General features: G+C 70.6%; 14 protein-coding genes. 9 read left to right on the top strand and 5 right to left on the bottom strand.

Features of this window, described 5'->3' with window-relative positions; genetic code table 11:
* The first annotated feature begins 67 nt into the window (after positions 1-67).
* From ACFWZ5_RS12000 to ACFWZ5_RS11985, 4 genes are all read left to right on the top strand, one after another.
* A complete protein-coding gene (locus ACFWZ5_RS12000; RefSeq protein ID WP_384785697.1) occupies positions 68-739 on the top strand; it encodes a DedA family protein in 672 nt (223 codons plus the stop codon).
* Between the two features lie 95 nt (positions 740-834).
* The gene (locus tag ACFWZ5_RS11995) at positions 835-2,019 is read left to right on the top strand and encodes a sensor histidine kinase (RefSeq protein ID WP_384785694.1); all 1,185 of its coding nucleotides are present in this window, start codon (positions 835-837) and stop codon (positions 2,017-2,019) included.
* Positions 2,010-2,654, top strand: a complete 645-nt coding sequence (locus tag ACFWZ5_RS11990; protein ID WP_384785691.1) for a response regulator — start codon at positions 2,010-2,012, stop codon at positions 2,652-2,654. Before ACFWZ5_RS11995 ends, ACFWZ5_RS11990 begins: the two co-directional genes overlap by 10 nt.
* 136 nt (positions 2,655-2,790) lie before the next feature.
* Entirely contained in the window at positions 2,791-4,335 is a 1,545-nt protein-coding gene (locus tag ACFWZ5_RS11985) for a helix-turn-helix domain-containing protein (RefSeq protein ID WP_384785688.1), read from the top strand.
* A gap of 31 nt (positions 4,336-4,366) precedes the next feature.
* On the opposite strand, the gene ACFWZ5_RS11980 is transcribed toward ACFWZ5_RS11985, so the two are convergent.
* Positions 4,367-4,747 carry a VOC family protein gene (locus tag ACFWZ5_RS11980; protein ID WP_384785685.1) on the bottom strand — a complete coding sequence of 127 codons (381 nt, stop codon included), beginning with the start codon at positions 4,745-4,747 and terminating at the stop codon, positions 4,367-4,369.
* 188 nt (positions 4,748-4,935) lie between these two features.
* On the opposite strand from ACFWZ5_RS11980, the gene ACFWZ5_RS11975 reads away from it, so the two are divergent.
* Both ACFWZ5_RS11975 and ACFWZ5_RS11970 read left to right on the top strand, forming a co-directional pair.
* On the top strand, positions 4,936-5,805 hold the full coding sequence (locus ACFWZ5_RS11975) for an alpha/beta fold hydrolase (RefSeq protein ID WP_384785681.1): 870 nt from the start codon (positions 4,936-4,938) through the stop codon (positions 5,803-5,805).
* Between the two features lie 179 nt (positions 5,806-5,984).
* A complete protein-coding gene (locus tag ACFWZ5_RS11970) occupies positions 5,985-7,301 on the top strand; it encodes an aminotransferase class V-fold PLP-dependent enzyme (protein WP_384785678.1) in 1,317 nt (438 codons plus the stop codon).
* 59 nt (positions 7,302-7,360) lie between these two features.
* On the opposite strand, the gene ACFWZ5_RS11965 is transcribed toward ACFWZ5_RS11970, so the two are convergent.
* Together ACFWZ5_RS11965 and ACFWZ5_RS11960 are read right to left on the bottom strand one after the other, a co-directional pair.
* Entirely contained in the window at positions 7,361-8,164 is an 804-nt protein-coding gene (locus tag ACFWZ5_RS11965; protein ID WP_384785675.1) for an NAD(P)-binding domain-containing protein, read from the bottom strand.
* A 32-nt stretch (positions 8,165-8,196) separates the two neighbouring features.
* The gene (locus tag ACFWZ5_RS11960) at positions 8,197-9,195 is read right to left on the bottom strand and encodes an alpha/beta hydrolase (RefSeq protein WP_384785672.1); all 999 of its coding nucleotides are present in this window, start codon (positions 9,193-9,195) and stop codon (positions 8,197-8,199) included.
* 110 nt (positions 9,196-9,305) lie between these two features.
* Here ACFWZ5_RS11960 and ACFWZ5_RS11955 point away from each other — a divergent pair, with 110 nt between their 5' ends.
* Both ACFWZ5_RS11955 and ACFWZ5_RS11950 read left to right on the top strand, forming a co-directional pair.
* Positions 9,306-9,881 carry a TetR/AcrR family transcriptional regulator gene (locus ACFWZ5_RS11955; RefSeq protein ID WP_384785669.1) on the top strand — a complete coding sequence of 192 codons (576 nt, stop codon included), beginning with the start codon at positions 9,306-9,308 and terminating at the stop codon, positions 9,879-9,881.
* 136 nt (positions 9,882-10,017) lie between these two features.
* Complete coding sequence (locus tag ACFWZ5_RS11950) at positions 10,018-10,821, top strand: SMI1/KNR4 family protein (RefSeq protein ID WP_384785665.1); 804 nt, start codon at positions 10,018-10,020, stop codon at positions 10,819-10,821.
* 52 nt (positions 10,822-10,873) lie between these two features.
* Here ACFWZ5_RS11950 and ACFWZ5_RS11945 read toward each other — a convergent pair whose 3' ends face one another.
* Both ACFWZ5_RS11945 and ACFWZ5_RS11940 read right to left on the bottom strand, forming a co-directional pair.
* Positions 10,874-11,863, bottom strand: a complete 990-nt coding sequence (locus ACFWZ5_RS11945) for a hypothetical protein (RefSeq protein WP_384785662.1) — start codon at positions 11,861-11,863, stop codon at positions 10,874-10,876.
* A 45-nt stretch (positions 11,864-11,908) separates the two neighbouring features.
* Positions 11,909-12,901: a hypothetical protein gene (locus ACFWZ5_RS11940; protein ID WP_384785659.1), complete on the bottom strand. Its 993-nt coding sequence runs from the start codon at positions 12,899-12,901 to the stop codon at positions 11,909-11,911.
* 334 nt (positions 12,902-13,235) lie between these two features.
* Here ACFWZ5_RS11940 and ACFWZ5_RS11935 point away from each other — a divergent pair, with 334 nt between their 5' ends.
* A complete protein-coding gene (locus ACFWZ5_RS11935; RefSeq protein WP_384785656.1) occupies positions 13,236-14,234 on the top strand; it encodes a threonine/serine dehydratase in 999 nt (332 codons plus the stop codon).
* Positions 14,235-14,313 lie beyond the last annotated feature (79 nt).

Raw genomic sequence — 14,313 nt, 5'->3', positions numbered from 1 at the left:
TAGGGTTGTGGAGAGATCAGGGGGCGGCTCGCCCCCGCTTCCGCTTCCCGTCATCCCGAGGTGTTGTATGCAGTCCACGACCGCGACCCTGGCCCTGTCCGACGAGCCCGCCGGCGGCATCGCCGGGTGGGCGGCCGACCTCGTCGACACGATGGGTGGCGCCGGAGCCGGGGCGGCCATCGCGCTGGAGAACCTGTTCCCGCCACTGCCCAGCGAGGTGATCCTGCCGCTGACCGGCTTCGCCGCCGGACAGGGCGTGCTCAGCCTCGCGTCGGCCCTGTTCTGGACGACGTTGGGCTCCGTGGTCGGCGCCGTGGCCCTGTACTGGATCGGCGCGCTGATCGGCCGGGAGCGGATGTACAAGATCTGGGCGAGGCTCCCGCTGGTGAAGGTCGCGGACCTGGAGCGGACCGAGGCGTGGTTCGCCAGGCACGGCACGAAGGCGGTGTTCTTCGGCCGCATGGTGCCGATCTTCCGGAGCCTGATATCGGTGCCGGCCGGGATCGAGCGGATGCGGATGCCGGTGTTCCTGGTCCTGACCGCCGCGGGCAGCCTCATCTGGAACTCGATCCTCGTGCTGGCCGGCTACTGGCTGGGGGAGCGCTGGGAGCTGGTCGAGGACTACGTGGGTGTGCTGTCGAAGGTCGTCCTGCTGCTCGTCCTGGTCGCCGTGGCCGTGTTCGCGATACGGCGCCTGACCCGGGCGCGGGCCGGTCGTGCCCAGCACCGGAGGTCGTGATGTCGGCCGGGTCCGGGCTCGGTGCGCCCGTGTGCTCAGGTGATCTTGTTCCGCGGAGCGGTGCGCCATTAGGGTCGGATGCTGTGTCAGGAGAGATGTCCGGCGCCGGAGCTCTGGCCCGGGCCATGAACGTGCAGGGTGCGGAGCCGGGGCCGGAGGCGACCGTGCCGTTCGTCCGCAGGGCGGCCGGGCTGCTCCTGGGCATCGGCACCAGCGTTCTGGCCGGGCTGTACTTCCTGACCGCGGGCGCCGTCCTCGGGGCGGCCCTGCTGTGGCCGCGCACCCGCCCCGGCGCCGGACGGCTGCTGCGGGCGGGGGCCGGGCGCCTGGTCGCGCTTGAGCGGTCGCGGCGGTCGGCGTTCTTCGGGGACGTCTACCCCTCCGGCCACGACGCCCGCAAGGACCTGCCGTACCTCGCCTCGCGGATCGCCATGGGCCCGGTGTGCGCGGTGGTCGTCGGCCTGCTGGGCGTCGGCGTGGTGCTCGCGGGGCTGCTCGCGTACGGCGCTGTGCGCGGCACCATGAGTGCGGGCGAGCTCGTCGGACAGGTGCTGCTGGGCAGCGTGTTGCTGTTCCTCGACATCCAGGGCCTCGTCTCCCTGGCCGGGTTGGACCAGCGCCTGGCCCGGCAGTGCTTCGGCCCCTCCGAGCGGGAGCTCCTGGAGCGGCGCATCATGGAGCTGGCTGTCAGCCGGGCGGGCATGGTGGAGGTCGTCGACGTCGAGCGGCGCCGCATCGAGCGCGATCTCCACGACGGCGTGCAGCAGCGCCTCGTCGCCCTCGCGATGCTGCTCGGCCGTGCCTGCCGTAACCCGGACAAGGCCGCCGACCTGCTGCGACAGGCACACGCAGAATCGCAGGAAGTCCTGGGCGAGCTGCGCGAAGTGGCCTGGCGGGCCTACCCGTCGGCGCTGGACAGCCTCGGCCTCGAAGAGGCCCTCGCCGGGGTGGCCGAGCGGTGCAGCATCCCCCTCCACATCGACTTCCGCCTCACCGAAAAGCTGCCGCAGACCACCGAGACGGCCACCTACTTCGTGGTCTCCGAATCCGTGACGAACGCCGCCAAGCACTCCGGGGCCGACCGCATCGACGTCAGCGTCGGCAGGGAAGGCGGCACGGTCGTCATCCAGATCCGTGACAATGGCCGCGGCGGCGCCGACCCGGAGGGCTCCGGTCTGTCCGGACTGCGCCGCCGGGCCGCCGCCCTCGACGGCGACCTGTCTGTCCACAGCCCGCCGGGCGGGCCCACCACGATCACTGCGGAGCTTCCGTGCGCATAGTCCTCGCCGAAGACTCGATCCTGCTGCGCGAAGGGCTCGTGCGGCTGCTGACCGAGGAGGGGCACGACGTCGTCGCGGCCGTCGGCGACGGCACCTCGCTGATGGCGGCCGTCGAGGAGCACACCCCCGACCTGATCGTGGCAGACATCCGGATGCCTCCCACCCACACCGACGAAGGCATCCGCGCGGCCCTGGAGATCCGCAAGCGATGGCCGGACATCGGCGTCCTCGTCCTGTCCCAGCACGTGGAGAAGAACTACGCGGCCCAGCTGCTCACCACCGACTCCGCCCGCGTCGGCTATCTGCTCAAGGACCGGGTCGCCCAGGTCGAGGAGTTCCTGGATTCCCTGGAGCGGGTGCACGCGGGCGGCGCCGCCATCGACCCCGAAGTCGTCCGCCAACTCCTCGCCCGCACCACGCACGTCGACCCGCTCAGCAAGCTGACCCGGCGCGAGCGCGAGGTCCTCGCCGAGATGGCGCAGGGCCACACCAACGCCGCGATCGCGCTGAAACTGAACATCTCGCAGAGCACGGTGGAGAAGAACGCCAACGCGATCTTCGACAAGCTCGGCCTGTCGGGGACCACGGGCTACAGCCGACGGGTGCTCGCCGTGCTGCGCTACCTGGACTCCTGACCGGCCCGCCGCTGTCCGGCTTGTTGGTAGGTTGGGCCCGGAATGTTGGCTTGCGGATGAGTTGCGCATCGGCGTCCCCACCTCAACATCGCAGCTGTTCCGCACCCCGTCGCGTACTTCTGAAAGGGCCGGTCCGGTGAGTGACTTCGACGCGATCGACTCGCTGCTGGCAGCCGTCGGCCCGCAGTCCGACCTCCCGCCCGCCGAGGTGCGCCGCGAACTGCGGGAGCAGGCACGCCTGTCCAAGGCGCAGGTGGCTCGCGCGCTCGGAGTGAGCCCGTCCACGGTCGGCGGCTGGGAGAGCGGCCGCGACCCGGTGGGCGAGACGCGCACCAAGTACGCGTACCTGCTGGACGGCTTGACCGCGAAGCTCGCCACCGAGAGCGAGACCGGGACCGAGAGCGGGAGCGGGACCGAGGCCGGGACCGAGAGCGGGAGCGAGACCACCACCGAGTCCACCACCGGGACCGAGGCCGCCCACGATGAACTCGGTGAGGAGGTCGAGGTGCTCGCCGTTCCGCAGCCGTGCGTGCTGTGCGGCGGCCCGGCTCGGCACCGCGTGGCCGGTTTCGTTCAGCACCTGGACCCGTCCGATTGCCGCCCCGCCCGCCCCGCCCCCTCGGACCAGGCCGTGCACGCCGACCCTGCCCCGGCGGCAGAGCCACCGGCCCCGAAACACGAATCCAGGCCCCCGACCCGACGAGCGTTCCAGGAGACACCCGGCCCGACTGGCCTGATCGACCAGGCGGTCGTGGCCGCGCTCGCCGCACACCAGGGGGACGTCGAGGCCGCCACCGCAGCCCTGCTGAAGAAGGCGATCCCGGACGCGATGCGGCTCCTTGACGAGACCCGCAAGGGCGCCCGGTACGACGTGATCGCCCACCCCTGGACCCCCGACATCCTCAGGAAGCAGACTTCCCGGGGCGCGGACCAGATCTGGGAGGCACGCCCCAGGTGGACCCGCGCCGACCTCCCGCCGGGCCGGCACCAGGTGACGGCGCTCGACATCAACGGCGCCTACCTCAGCGCCCTCAAGACCCATCTCCCGCTGGGCCAGCTGGAGCACTCCGCAGGCCTCGCCCACGACCGCCGCCGCGCCGGCGTCCACCTGATCACTCCACCCGCCTGGGCCCACGAGGACGACCTGCCCAACCCGATCGGCCAGCGCGACGAACCCGGCCCCCTGTGGGTCACCGAACCCACCCTGCGCCTCCTGCTGCGCCTCTCCGGGCCGAAGTACGGCCTGTGCGACCCGCCCGAGATCCACGAGTCGTACACGTCGGGCGCCACGGAGAACCTCCTGGAGAAGTTCCGCATCGCGCTGAAGGACGCGCGCGACGCCGCGATCGCCGCGGACGACACCCTGACGCTCGAATACGTCAAGGCGATGTACTCGAAGTTCGTGTCCACGATGGGTGAGTCGAACTACAACCGTGAACTGAACCGCCCGGACTGGATGCACATCATCCGGTCCCAGGCCTTCGCGAACCTCTGGATGAAGGCCTTCAAGGCCCACGAGGAAGGCCTGACCGTCGTCCGTGCCATGGGCACGGACGAACTCCACCTCATCGGCGACTGGCAGCGCGTCTTCCCCGAAGGGCGCGGTGTCACCGAGGTCAAGGTCAAGGACACCTACACGGCCGGGACCGACCCCCACACAGAACTTCCTGGCAGGCCCTGAGGACCTGGCGGCGAGGCGTGACCGATGGGCGTCAAAGCTGGGGGATGCGGGCCTTGAGCAGGCAGAACTCATTGCCTTCGGGGTCCATCAGGACATGCCACGGCTCCTGCCCCGTCTGGCCGATCTCGGCCGGGCGCGCGCCGAGCCGCAGAAGGCGTTCGAGTTCGGCGTCCTGATCGCGGTCGGTGGCGTTGACGTCGATGTGCAGCCGGGACTTCCCCTTCTCCGGCTCGTCCCTGCGGCTGAGGATGATCGTCGGTTGCGGACCGCCGAAGCCTTCGCGCGGCCCGATCTCCAGCATCTCGCCCTCCTCGCGGTCGAGCACGACGAAGTCCAGGACCTCGCACCAGAACCGCGCCAGCAGCTCGGGGTCGTGGCAACCGAGTACGAGTTCACTGATGCGACATGCCATGGACGACATCCTTCTCTCAGCCTGGGCACCGCCGGGGTGGCGACCCGCGCACGTCGTGGGCTCCCAGCAGCGAAAACAGTGCCGCGACCGTACCGGACGAGGCAAGCACGGGTGAAGTGAATTCCCTGGGTGCGAGCGCCGCCGGGGCGGGGCGATGAGTTTTCGGTACGGCGGCGGTCTACCCGGTTATGACAACGCACACGCTCAAGATTCCCGGCGTCGACCTCGCCTACGACGTCCACGGCCCGTTGCCCACTGCGGACGGACGCCCGCCTCTGCTCCTGATCGGCCAGCCCATGGACGCCGCTGGTTTCGGCACGCTGGCGGCACTCTTCCCCGAGCGCACCGTGATCACGTACGACCCGCGCGGCCTCGGCCGCAGCACCCGCACGGACGGCCGCGATGACCACACACCCGATGTCCAGGCCCGTGACGTGCACGCGCTGATCGAGGCTCTGGGAGCGGGCCCGGTCGAGTTGTTCGGGAGCAGCGGCGGCGCGGTGACCGCACTGGCTCTGGTGGCGGCGTACCCCGGTGATGTGACGACTCTGGTGGCGCACGAGCCGCCCCTGATCCCCGTACTCCCCGACGCTGAGGCGGCCGAGCGTGCCCGTGCCGCGGTCCGCGAAGCCTACGAGGCGAAGGGCTTCGGCGCCGGCATGGCGGCCTTCATCGCGATGACGTCATGGCAGGGCGAGTTCACCGATGACTACTTCGCTCAGCCTGCAGCCGATCCCGCCGCGTTCGGCATGCCGGTCGAGGACGACGGTCGTCGTGACGATCCGCTGCTGTCCGACCGCTCCTGGGCGGTCAGCGGCCACCGCCCCGAGGTCGACGCGCTGCTCGCGGCGCCGACGCGGGTCGTGATCGCGGTGGGGGAGGAGTCCCTGAACACCTTCACCGGGCGGACCGCGGTGGCGACGGCCCAGCTCCTCGGCCGGGAGGCGGTGGTGTTCCCCAGCCACCACGGCGGCTTCCTCGGCGGCGAGTTCGGCTATGCCGGGCAGCCCGAGGCGTTCGCGCGCAGGCTCCGTGAGGTCCTGGACGACGCCGACTGAGAGGCCATATCAGCCAAGAGCGCTCCCGAGGCCGCCGCTGGGCGGCTGAGGGAGCGCTACCCTGACGGAGTTTCACAGCCGTGCCGTGCGGTGCGAGTCCGCAAGGGCAGACGTGCGGCGCACCGGCGCGTGCGGGCAGAGAGTCATCTGGTTCATCTGTGGGAGATGGGGAGATGTCGATGTCTGGGGGTGCGATGGTGCGCAGGCGGAGCGTGCTGGCGGGTGCGGTCGGGTCCGCGGCGGTGGCGGCATGGGGCGGCGCGACCACCGAGGCGGCTGCGGCCGCTGGTGAGGGAAGTCGGCAACTGCTGGGGGCGGACGGACGACCGGACTGGGAAGCGGTGCGGGCGCAGTTCCGCCTCGCTCCGGACTGGGTCCATCTGGCGACGTTCTATCTCGCCTCCCAGCTGCGTGTGGTGCGGGAGGCCGTGGACCATCTGAGTGGTCAGCTCGACGCCGACCCGATGCGGGTGCCCACGGACCTCTCGCTGCCCGACGGGCCGACGAGTTGGCAGCGCGTACGGGAATCGCTGGCCGGTTACCTCGGCGGCCGGGCCGAGCACGTCGCGATGACCGCGAGCACCACCATCGGCCTCGGCGTGGCCTACAACGGGGTGCTCACCCGCCCCGGCCAGGAGTTCCTGCTCGGTGAGGACGACCACCCCGTTCACCACGCCGCGGCGCGGCTCGCCGCGGAGAAGCACGGGGCACAGGTGCGCCTGGCCTCGTGGTTCGCCAACTCCGCGGAGGCCACCGCCGAGGAAGTGGTCAGCGCGGTCCGCAAGCAGCTGCGCCCGACGACCCGAGTCCTTGGCATCACCTGGGTGCAGTCGAGAACCGGGGTGCGGATGCCGGTCGCGAGGATCGCCGAGGTGGTCCGCGAGGCCAACCGGGGGCGGAAGGAAGCCGACCGCTGTCTGCTGGTGGTCGACGGGGTGCACGGCCTCGCCGCGGTCGACGCCGACGCCGCGCGCCTGGGAGCCGACGTGGTGGTCGCGGGGACGCACAAGTGGCTGTTCGGGCCGCGCGGCACGGGCCTGGTGTGGGTGGCACCGCAGACGCTGGAGCAGGTCCGTCCGACGTTCGCGACCTTCATCGCCGGGGAAGGCGCCGCGCCCCTGTCGCCGGGCGGCTTTCTGGCCTTCGAGCACGCCTTCGCCCTGCCGGTGTCCGTCGCGTTCCACCAGACCCTCGGCCGCTCCCGGGTCGCCGGGCGGATCACGGAGCTGTCCACACGGGCCAAGCGAGGGCTCGCCCGCATCCCGGGCGTGACGGTGCACACGCCCGCGGCACCCGAGATGTCCGCGGGCATCACCTGCTTCAGCGTGCGGGACCTGCCCGGCAGCGAGGTGGTCACCAGGGCCGCCGAGCACAGGATCCGGCTGTCCTCGTTGCACCGTGACAGCCTGGGTTACGCGCGGATCGGCACCGGCATCATGAACTCCCCGCGGGACGTCGACGCCGCACTGCGCGCGGTGCGCGCCATCGCGCGCTGACCGACGCGTACGCCGCCCCGGCCGCGGTCCACCTGTGCCCAGCTCCGGGCCCGAGCCCGCTACCCAGGCTCTTTGAGGTCGGCGAGGAGGTCATCGAGAGCCTTGCCGAGGGCTGCGGAGTTTTCAGGGGCGAACCATGTGGTGCGGATGCGTTCGTTGTTTCCTTTCGGGGTCTCGTGGTCGGCCGCGAGCTGTTGCAGGGAGCGGGTCTCGTCGCTCAGGGACCGGCCGACCCCCTGGAAGAGACTGCGTACGTAGCGGTCCGCGTCGTCGGAGGCGATGCCGTGACCGGCGGCCCAGGACGTGAGGGTGGCGAGGTACGCGTAGTGGGTGGTCAGCGTTCCCGTCAGTGCGGAGAAGACGTCGAAGGCCGCCTCGTCCGTGACCGGGAGCACCCCGCCCAGGTGCTCGAAGAGGGCGTCCACGACGGGGTGCGAGGGGTACGTCACCGTGACGGAGCGGCGTTCGCGCACGGTGGGCAGGGGGATGGCCCGCACCAGCGGGGCGTCGGTGGCCAGGGTCCTGCGCAGGTCGTCGTTGCTGACGCCGGCCATCACGTTGACCACGGTCTTGTCGCCGGTCACTCTCAGACCGGCGAGTGCCTCGTGCCGGTCGTGGCGGCGTACGGCGATGATGAGCAGCTCGGAGCGGTCCACCACCGCCTGGTTGTCGGCGCATACCTGCACGCCCGCGTAGCGCTCGGACAGCTCCGCGGCCGTGCGGGCGCCTCGCGGGGAGAGGAACACCTCCGGCGACTCGCCGCCGTCGCCCCCGCTGCCCCCGTCGCACAGGCCTCCGACGATGGCCCGCCCGATCTCGCCTACCCCGATGATGCCGATGCGCTGCACTGTGTCTTCCTCCATGGGATGAGTCCGCGTCATGCGTTGGGTGCGTGTCATGAGGTCTGTTCGCGCGATGAGGTCTGTTCGCGTGGTGAGGTGAGGGAGGCTCGGAGGAACTCGAGGATCTCGGCCCGCGCGGCACCGGCCTGCGGTGCCACTCCCGGCAGGCTGAGGAACGCGTGTCCCGCTCCGGGGTATTCGCTGAGCCGCGCGGGTGTCCCGGCCGCGCGCAGTCGTTCGGCGTAGCGGCGGCCGTGATCGGCTATCGGGTCGTGGGTCGGCACCACTACGAGCGCCGGGGCCAGCCCGTCGAGCTTGTCGGCGTGGAGCGGCGAGAGCGCGCGAGGGTCGGATCCCGGGGAAACGGCGAGCCGCTGGATCAGTTGCAGCTGCGGCACGGCCAGGGTCGGGGTGTGCGCGTACTCGCTGAGCGAGTCGTGGTCGAGCATCGACGCGGTCACGTCGACAACGGGGTTGACAAGGACCTGTGCCTGGAGGCGGAGTCCGGACTCCGCGGCCCGGATCGCCGCCAGGGCGTTGATCAGCCCGCCGCAGCTCTCGCCGAACACGGCGGCCCGGGCCGGGTCGATGCCCCACCGCGCGGCATGCCCCACCACGTGCCGCAGTACGTCCCAGCCGTCGTCGACGGCCGCCGACAAGGGACTGTCCGGGGCAAGGAGGCGGTGCTCGACCGAGACGACGAGGGCGGGGAGTCGGGCGGCGAGGTGACTGTTCACCCAGTCGCTCTGCACCGCCGTACCCACGAATCCGCCTCCGTGTACGTGGAGTACGAGCGGCAGGTCGGTCCGGCGGGCGCCGTTGCCGTGGTGCCCGGAGGCAGGCCGGTACACCCGGACCGGGATCTCGCGGCCGGGCAGCGCGACGTCCTGCCATTCGATCACGGCGCCGGGATCCGGATCCCCGGTGAAGGCCCGCGCCGTGCTCGACGCCCGAAAGCGGTTCTCCGCGTCGCTGTAGGCGGCCAGTTCCTCGGCCGTGGTCGCCAGCCAGTCCGGCTCCGGCGGCCGCTCTGCGGCAGTACCCCAGTTCATGTCTTGTCCTGACTCATGTCCTGACTCATGGCTCATGTCGTCTCCTCGCCCAGATATTCGCGACCTCGGGTATCGAAACCTAAGGTAGCGAAAACAGGTATCATCTGGGTATGGCATCGACCACATCCGCCAGGCCGCCCGGTCGTCCGCGCGCCGGAGTCAACGCCGCCGTGTTCGCCGCCACGCTGAGCACGGTCCATGAACTCGGCTACGCGCGCGCCACCGTTGAGCGCATCGCTGCCGCGGCGGGCATCGCGAAGTCGACGGTCTATCGGCGCTGGCCCTCGAAGGGCGAGCTGATCGTGGACTGCCTCCTGGACGCGTTCGGCCCGGCGCCGCTGGAGGGAGCCGACCGGGCCGCGATGATGTCCTCGACCATCCGCTGGATCGCGGCGAAGGTCGCCGAGCCCGGCGTGGGGGACGCGTTCGCCGGCGTGTTCAGCGACGGCGTCAGCGACCCCGCCCTGCGCGAGATCCTGTCCACGCGCTTGCAGGACCCCTACCGGCTCGCGCTCCAGGAAGCGCTCGGCGAACCGGAGAACCGGGTCCTGTTCTTCATCGACGTCGTCGTCGGTGTCCTGCTCCACCGGCTGGGCATGACCGGCAAGCCGATGGCCGACGCCGACGTCGACGCGCTGGTCGAGATGGTCCTGCCGCACTTCGCCGACGGGCCGAAGTCGGCCTAGGTCCTGTCCGATGGGTCGGCGCCGCCGGTGTTTACGGGAGTGTTCACCGCCAGCGTCTTCGTGACCGCTCCCGGCTCGACGCCAGACGTGCCTGCGAGCAGATCCCATGTCAGTGGGGTGCGCTTCACTGTCTGTCATGGAGCTCACGCAAGCGACCGTCAACGACCTGCTGGCGCAACTCGGCCCGGGGGACGGCTACCTGTACCTGCCCGGCGGCCTGGACCCGCAGGGCCTGACCGACCTGCTCAGCGGCAGGTACGGCGCCCCGCGCACCCTCGTCCTCGACGGCTTCACCGATCCGACGGTCGACGAGTCCAGGGGCGCGGCGCTTCTCGTCCCTTTCGAGGGCCGGGCCGTGAAGATACGGGCGTGGGCGCACGGGGATCAGTGGGTCGGCACGGGTACGGCGCGGGACACCGAGGGGGCGGAGCGGGCGGTGTTGGTGGTCGCTCACAGGGAGGTGCCACAACCGTTGGCGGTCGCTCCCGGCGAAGGCGAGGGAGTCGACTGGATGGAGCGGCTCAGACGGATCACCGGCTGGACACAGCCCGCTCAACGGCCGGACGTGGACTGGCCGGAGGCGGAGTCGCGCCTGGGTACCGCGCTGCCGAGTGACTACAAGCGCATGGTCGAGACGTTCGGCGAGGGCGCCTTCGACGGATATCTGGACCTGAACCAGGAGCCGTGGACGGACCTGAGGGAAGACGGCCTGCTCATCTGGGCGGGCACGGAGCACGAGGACCTGTACTGCTGGAGGGCCGAGGGTGACGACCCTGACCGCTGGCCTGTCGTGGTCCGGTCCTTCGACGGGGAGGATGTCCCTTTCGACTGCCAGGCCGCGGAGTTCGTCTGCCGCGTCCTTGTCGACCCGCACCATCCGTTCACGATGGCCCGCTATGTCGACACCCACTGGTTCATGAACTACCGGGAATGCGGCTGACACGCATGGCGGTGAGCTCCAAGGGGCTCACCGCCATGCGTTCGCCGTCCGCCTACTGCGTGGCGGACGCCGCCAGGTGGGGAGCAATGTTGTCGTCGGTGAAGCGCGGCACCTCGGAGTTCTCGTGCTGGTTGCCGTTCTTCTCGTAGATCCACTTGCCGGCGAGGGCCGGGATCCAGGCCGAGAAGTCGCTCTGGGTGAGGTCGCGCGGCACCTTCGCGCCGAGCTGGTTCAGATCGGCGGCCGGCAGCGGCGTGCTGGCGTCGATCTGCTCGGCCGGGGTGTCGGCCATCGTGGCGTCCCACACCTGCAGGGCGAAGGTCGTGCAGTTGCGGGCCGGCGTGCCCGCCCAGCCGCCCGTCAGGAGGAACTTCCAGCTGGGCAGCAGCGTGTACTTCTCGTTGACCTGCTTGCGCCGGTCGATCTCACGCTCGAACGCGGACTCCTGGGCGGGGGAGAGGGTCTTGCACCGGGCCGCGCGCGGTGAGTACGCGCCGAGGCGGTCCTGCTTGCGGCTCGGCCGGTCCCACTCGACCAGGGGCTTGTCGGAGGCGTTGATGTCGTAGCCGGTGTAGTTGATGGACATGCCGTCCACCGGACTGCCGTCGCCGTTGCGGCCGTCGGGGTCCTGCGGCTGGAAGGAGTACGTGTCGTAGCGGGCGTGGGCGCCGGAGGCGAGGTCGCGCTTGAAGGCGCCCTTGGAGTTGAAGTGGACCAGCCAGCTGTGGCCGAAGACGTGCTGGCTCACGTTCAGTTCGTAGAGGAGCTTGTTCATCTGCTCCGCGTAGGAGAGCTTCCCGTACTTGTCCTGGAAGTCCTTGGAGTTCCAGATGTCGTAGGCGCGGCTGCCCACGTCCCACACGTAGCCGCCGGTGGTCTTGGCGGTGGTCTCGGTGCTGTAGATGCACAGGGTGTTCTGCGGCGGCGCGCCGTCGTGGCCGGCGGGCGCGGGCCGCTCGGCGGCGGCCGCCGGTCCGGCTATGAGGCCCGTGGCCAGGAGCGCCACGGCACAGGAAGAGGGAAGGAAGCTGCGGTAATTCACCGCTTATGTATACATGCGACGAAGCGTCAGATGATCACTCCAAGGTCACTTTTGAGCCAAGTTGGAACGGAGTGAGGCGGTGCAGTGCTTCTGAGTGTCGATGCGCACCTTGCGGTTGGTGAACTCCTCCACGATGGCGATGTTCTCCGGGGCGTAGTTCGTCGCGGTGATCTTGTCGGCGTCCCGGCTGCCGAGCTTGCCGGTGTACGGCGCGGACTTCTCCAGCCAGTACGCCGTCCGCAGGAACTGGGTCAGGACCAGGTCGCGCAGCTTGGGCTCGGCCTTGATCCTGGCCCAGTAGTCGGGGTGCTTGTCCTTGGCGACGCGCAAGTAGAGCAGCAGGTACCGCAGGTTGGTGGCGGCGATGTCCCGGGCGTTGCTGGCCCCGACCCCCTTGATGTGCTCCTGGAGCACCGTGACCGCCGGGAGGCCGGTCAGCCCGGCGTTCTGCTCCGCGAGCACCCCCTGAAGGCGGTACTCGCCCTGCGTCTTGTCCCGCAGGTAGATGTTGTCCATGGAGGCACTGAGGCTGTCCTTGATGAGCGGCAGGATCTCCTTGCGGGGGAAGCCGCCGTGCACGGGCACGGTCAGGGCCTGCTGACTGCCGTTGATCCATGCCGCGATGTGGACGTCCCACCTGGTCCGTGACGGGTCGAGGTCCCACATGTGGGTCTCCTCGTGGATCGCCACCATCATCGACTCGGCGAACCCCTCGAAGCTCTGCTTGTTCACGAACTGGTCCCAGTACTTGTCCCTGGCCTGGGCGATCGCCAGCGCCTCGCCGCTGGGCCAGCGCCGCTTGTACATGGCCTGGAGGGTCCGCATCCAGTTCGAGGAGTTGAAGCCCGCCTTGAGGTCGCTCAGGTCGGCGTTCGGCTGCGACGGCTCGTCGTAGCAGTAGGGTTCGGCGGCGGCGCGGCTGTGCTCGGCACTCGCGGAGGGGCCGCCGGGTGCGGGACCGGACGCGGCCACGGTGCCCGAGCCCAGGGCCAGGACAAGAGATGCGGTCAGCAGGCGGGGAAGAAGTCTGCGGCTCACGAGGACCTCGTCTCGAAGCAGTTGTGGGGGGAGTGGGGGGATCGGACCGGGCGCCGCACCGCCCGTCACCCGACGAAGCTACTGACCCGTCCTTCTCGTGCCTACTATCACCGCGTCCATAACATCGGGGTAATGGATCCCATGACCGCGGAGTGCTGCGTGCGGGCAGGTGGGAGGATCATGGGGGTGATCTTCCTGCGCGCGCTGAGTGCGCCAGGACGCGAGGGGCACCTGCCGGCCAGCCAAGGCATCAGCTTGTGCGTGTGCTGGGCCCCTCACCGCTGCCAACAGGGCACCGTTTGCCCGTGTCTGCCTCGTGAACAGGAGCGATGACGTGCACCAACTCGGCTACGGCGACATCAAGGCCGCCACGGACCGGATCGCGGGGCGCATCCGCCCGGCCGTCGTCGCGCCGGTCGACCCTGGCGCACTCGACGCCGCGGCGGGCGGCCGCGCGCCGCAGAGCCAAGAGATATGGCTGGCGCTGGAGTTCATGCAGTACACCGGCAGCTTCAAGGCCCGTGGCGCGCAGAACTTCCTCCAGGCCCACCGCGACGCGGGCACGCTCCCGGACAGCGGCGTGACCATCGCCTCCGGTGGCAACGCGGGTCTCGCGTGCGCGTGGGCCGCCCAGCAGCAGGGCGTACCGGCCACGGTGTTCCTGCCGACCACCGCCCCTGAGGTCAAGGCGGCCAAGCTCCGCTCGTACGGTGCCGAGGTGCGCCTGGTCGGTGCGGAGTACGCCGAGGCGCTGGCCGCGTGCGAGGACTTCGCCGCGTCCACCGGCGCGCTCGCCTCGCACGCCTACGATCACCCGCTGATCGCCGCCGGGGCGGGCACCCTGCTGGAGGAGATCCGCACTCGTGTCCCCGACCTGGACACGGTGGTGGTGGCCGTCGGTGGCGGGGGCTTGTTCGCGGGGGTTGCGACCGCCGCCCGGCACCACGGCATCCGTACCGTCGCGGTCGAGCCGCGGAACTGCCGTGCGCTCAACGCCGCCGTCGAGGCGGGCCGGCCCGTGGACGTCGCCGTGGACTCCGTCGCCGCCGACTCCCTCGGCGCCCGCCGGGCTTCCGCCATGGCCCTGCACGCGGCCCAGCAGGACGACGTGCGCAGCGTCCTCGTGGCGGACGACGAGATCGTCCGCGCACGCCGGGCACTGTGGGACCACCACAAGGTGGCGGTCGAACACGGCGCCGCCACCGCGTTCGCCGCGCTCGCCCCGGCTCAGGGCCTCGGCTACCGCCCCGGCGACGGCGAGAAGATCGCCATCGTGCTGTGCGGCGCCAACACCGACCCGAGCGACTTGGCACAGCGGTCGCGCACCCCCTGAGCCTGACTCCCGGCTCGGTGCGCGGGCAGGTGGCGGAGCCGGTGGACGCCGGGCCGGGCCAGGCACAACAGTCCTGGCC

The organism is Streptomyces sp. NPDC059003 (assembly GCF_042740445.1).
GTDB lineage: Bacteria > Actinomycetota > Actinomycetes > Streptomycetales > Streptomycetaceae > Streptomyces.
This window is presented reverse-complemented; position numbering and strand designations above follow the sequence as displayed.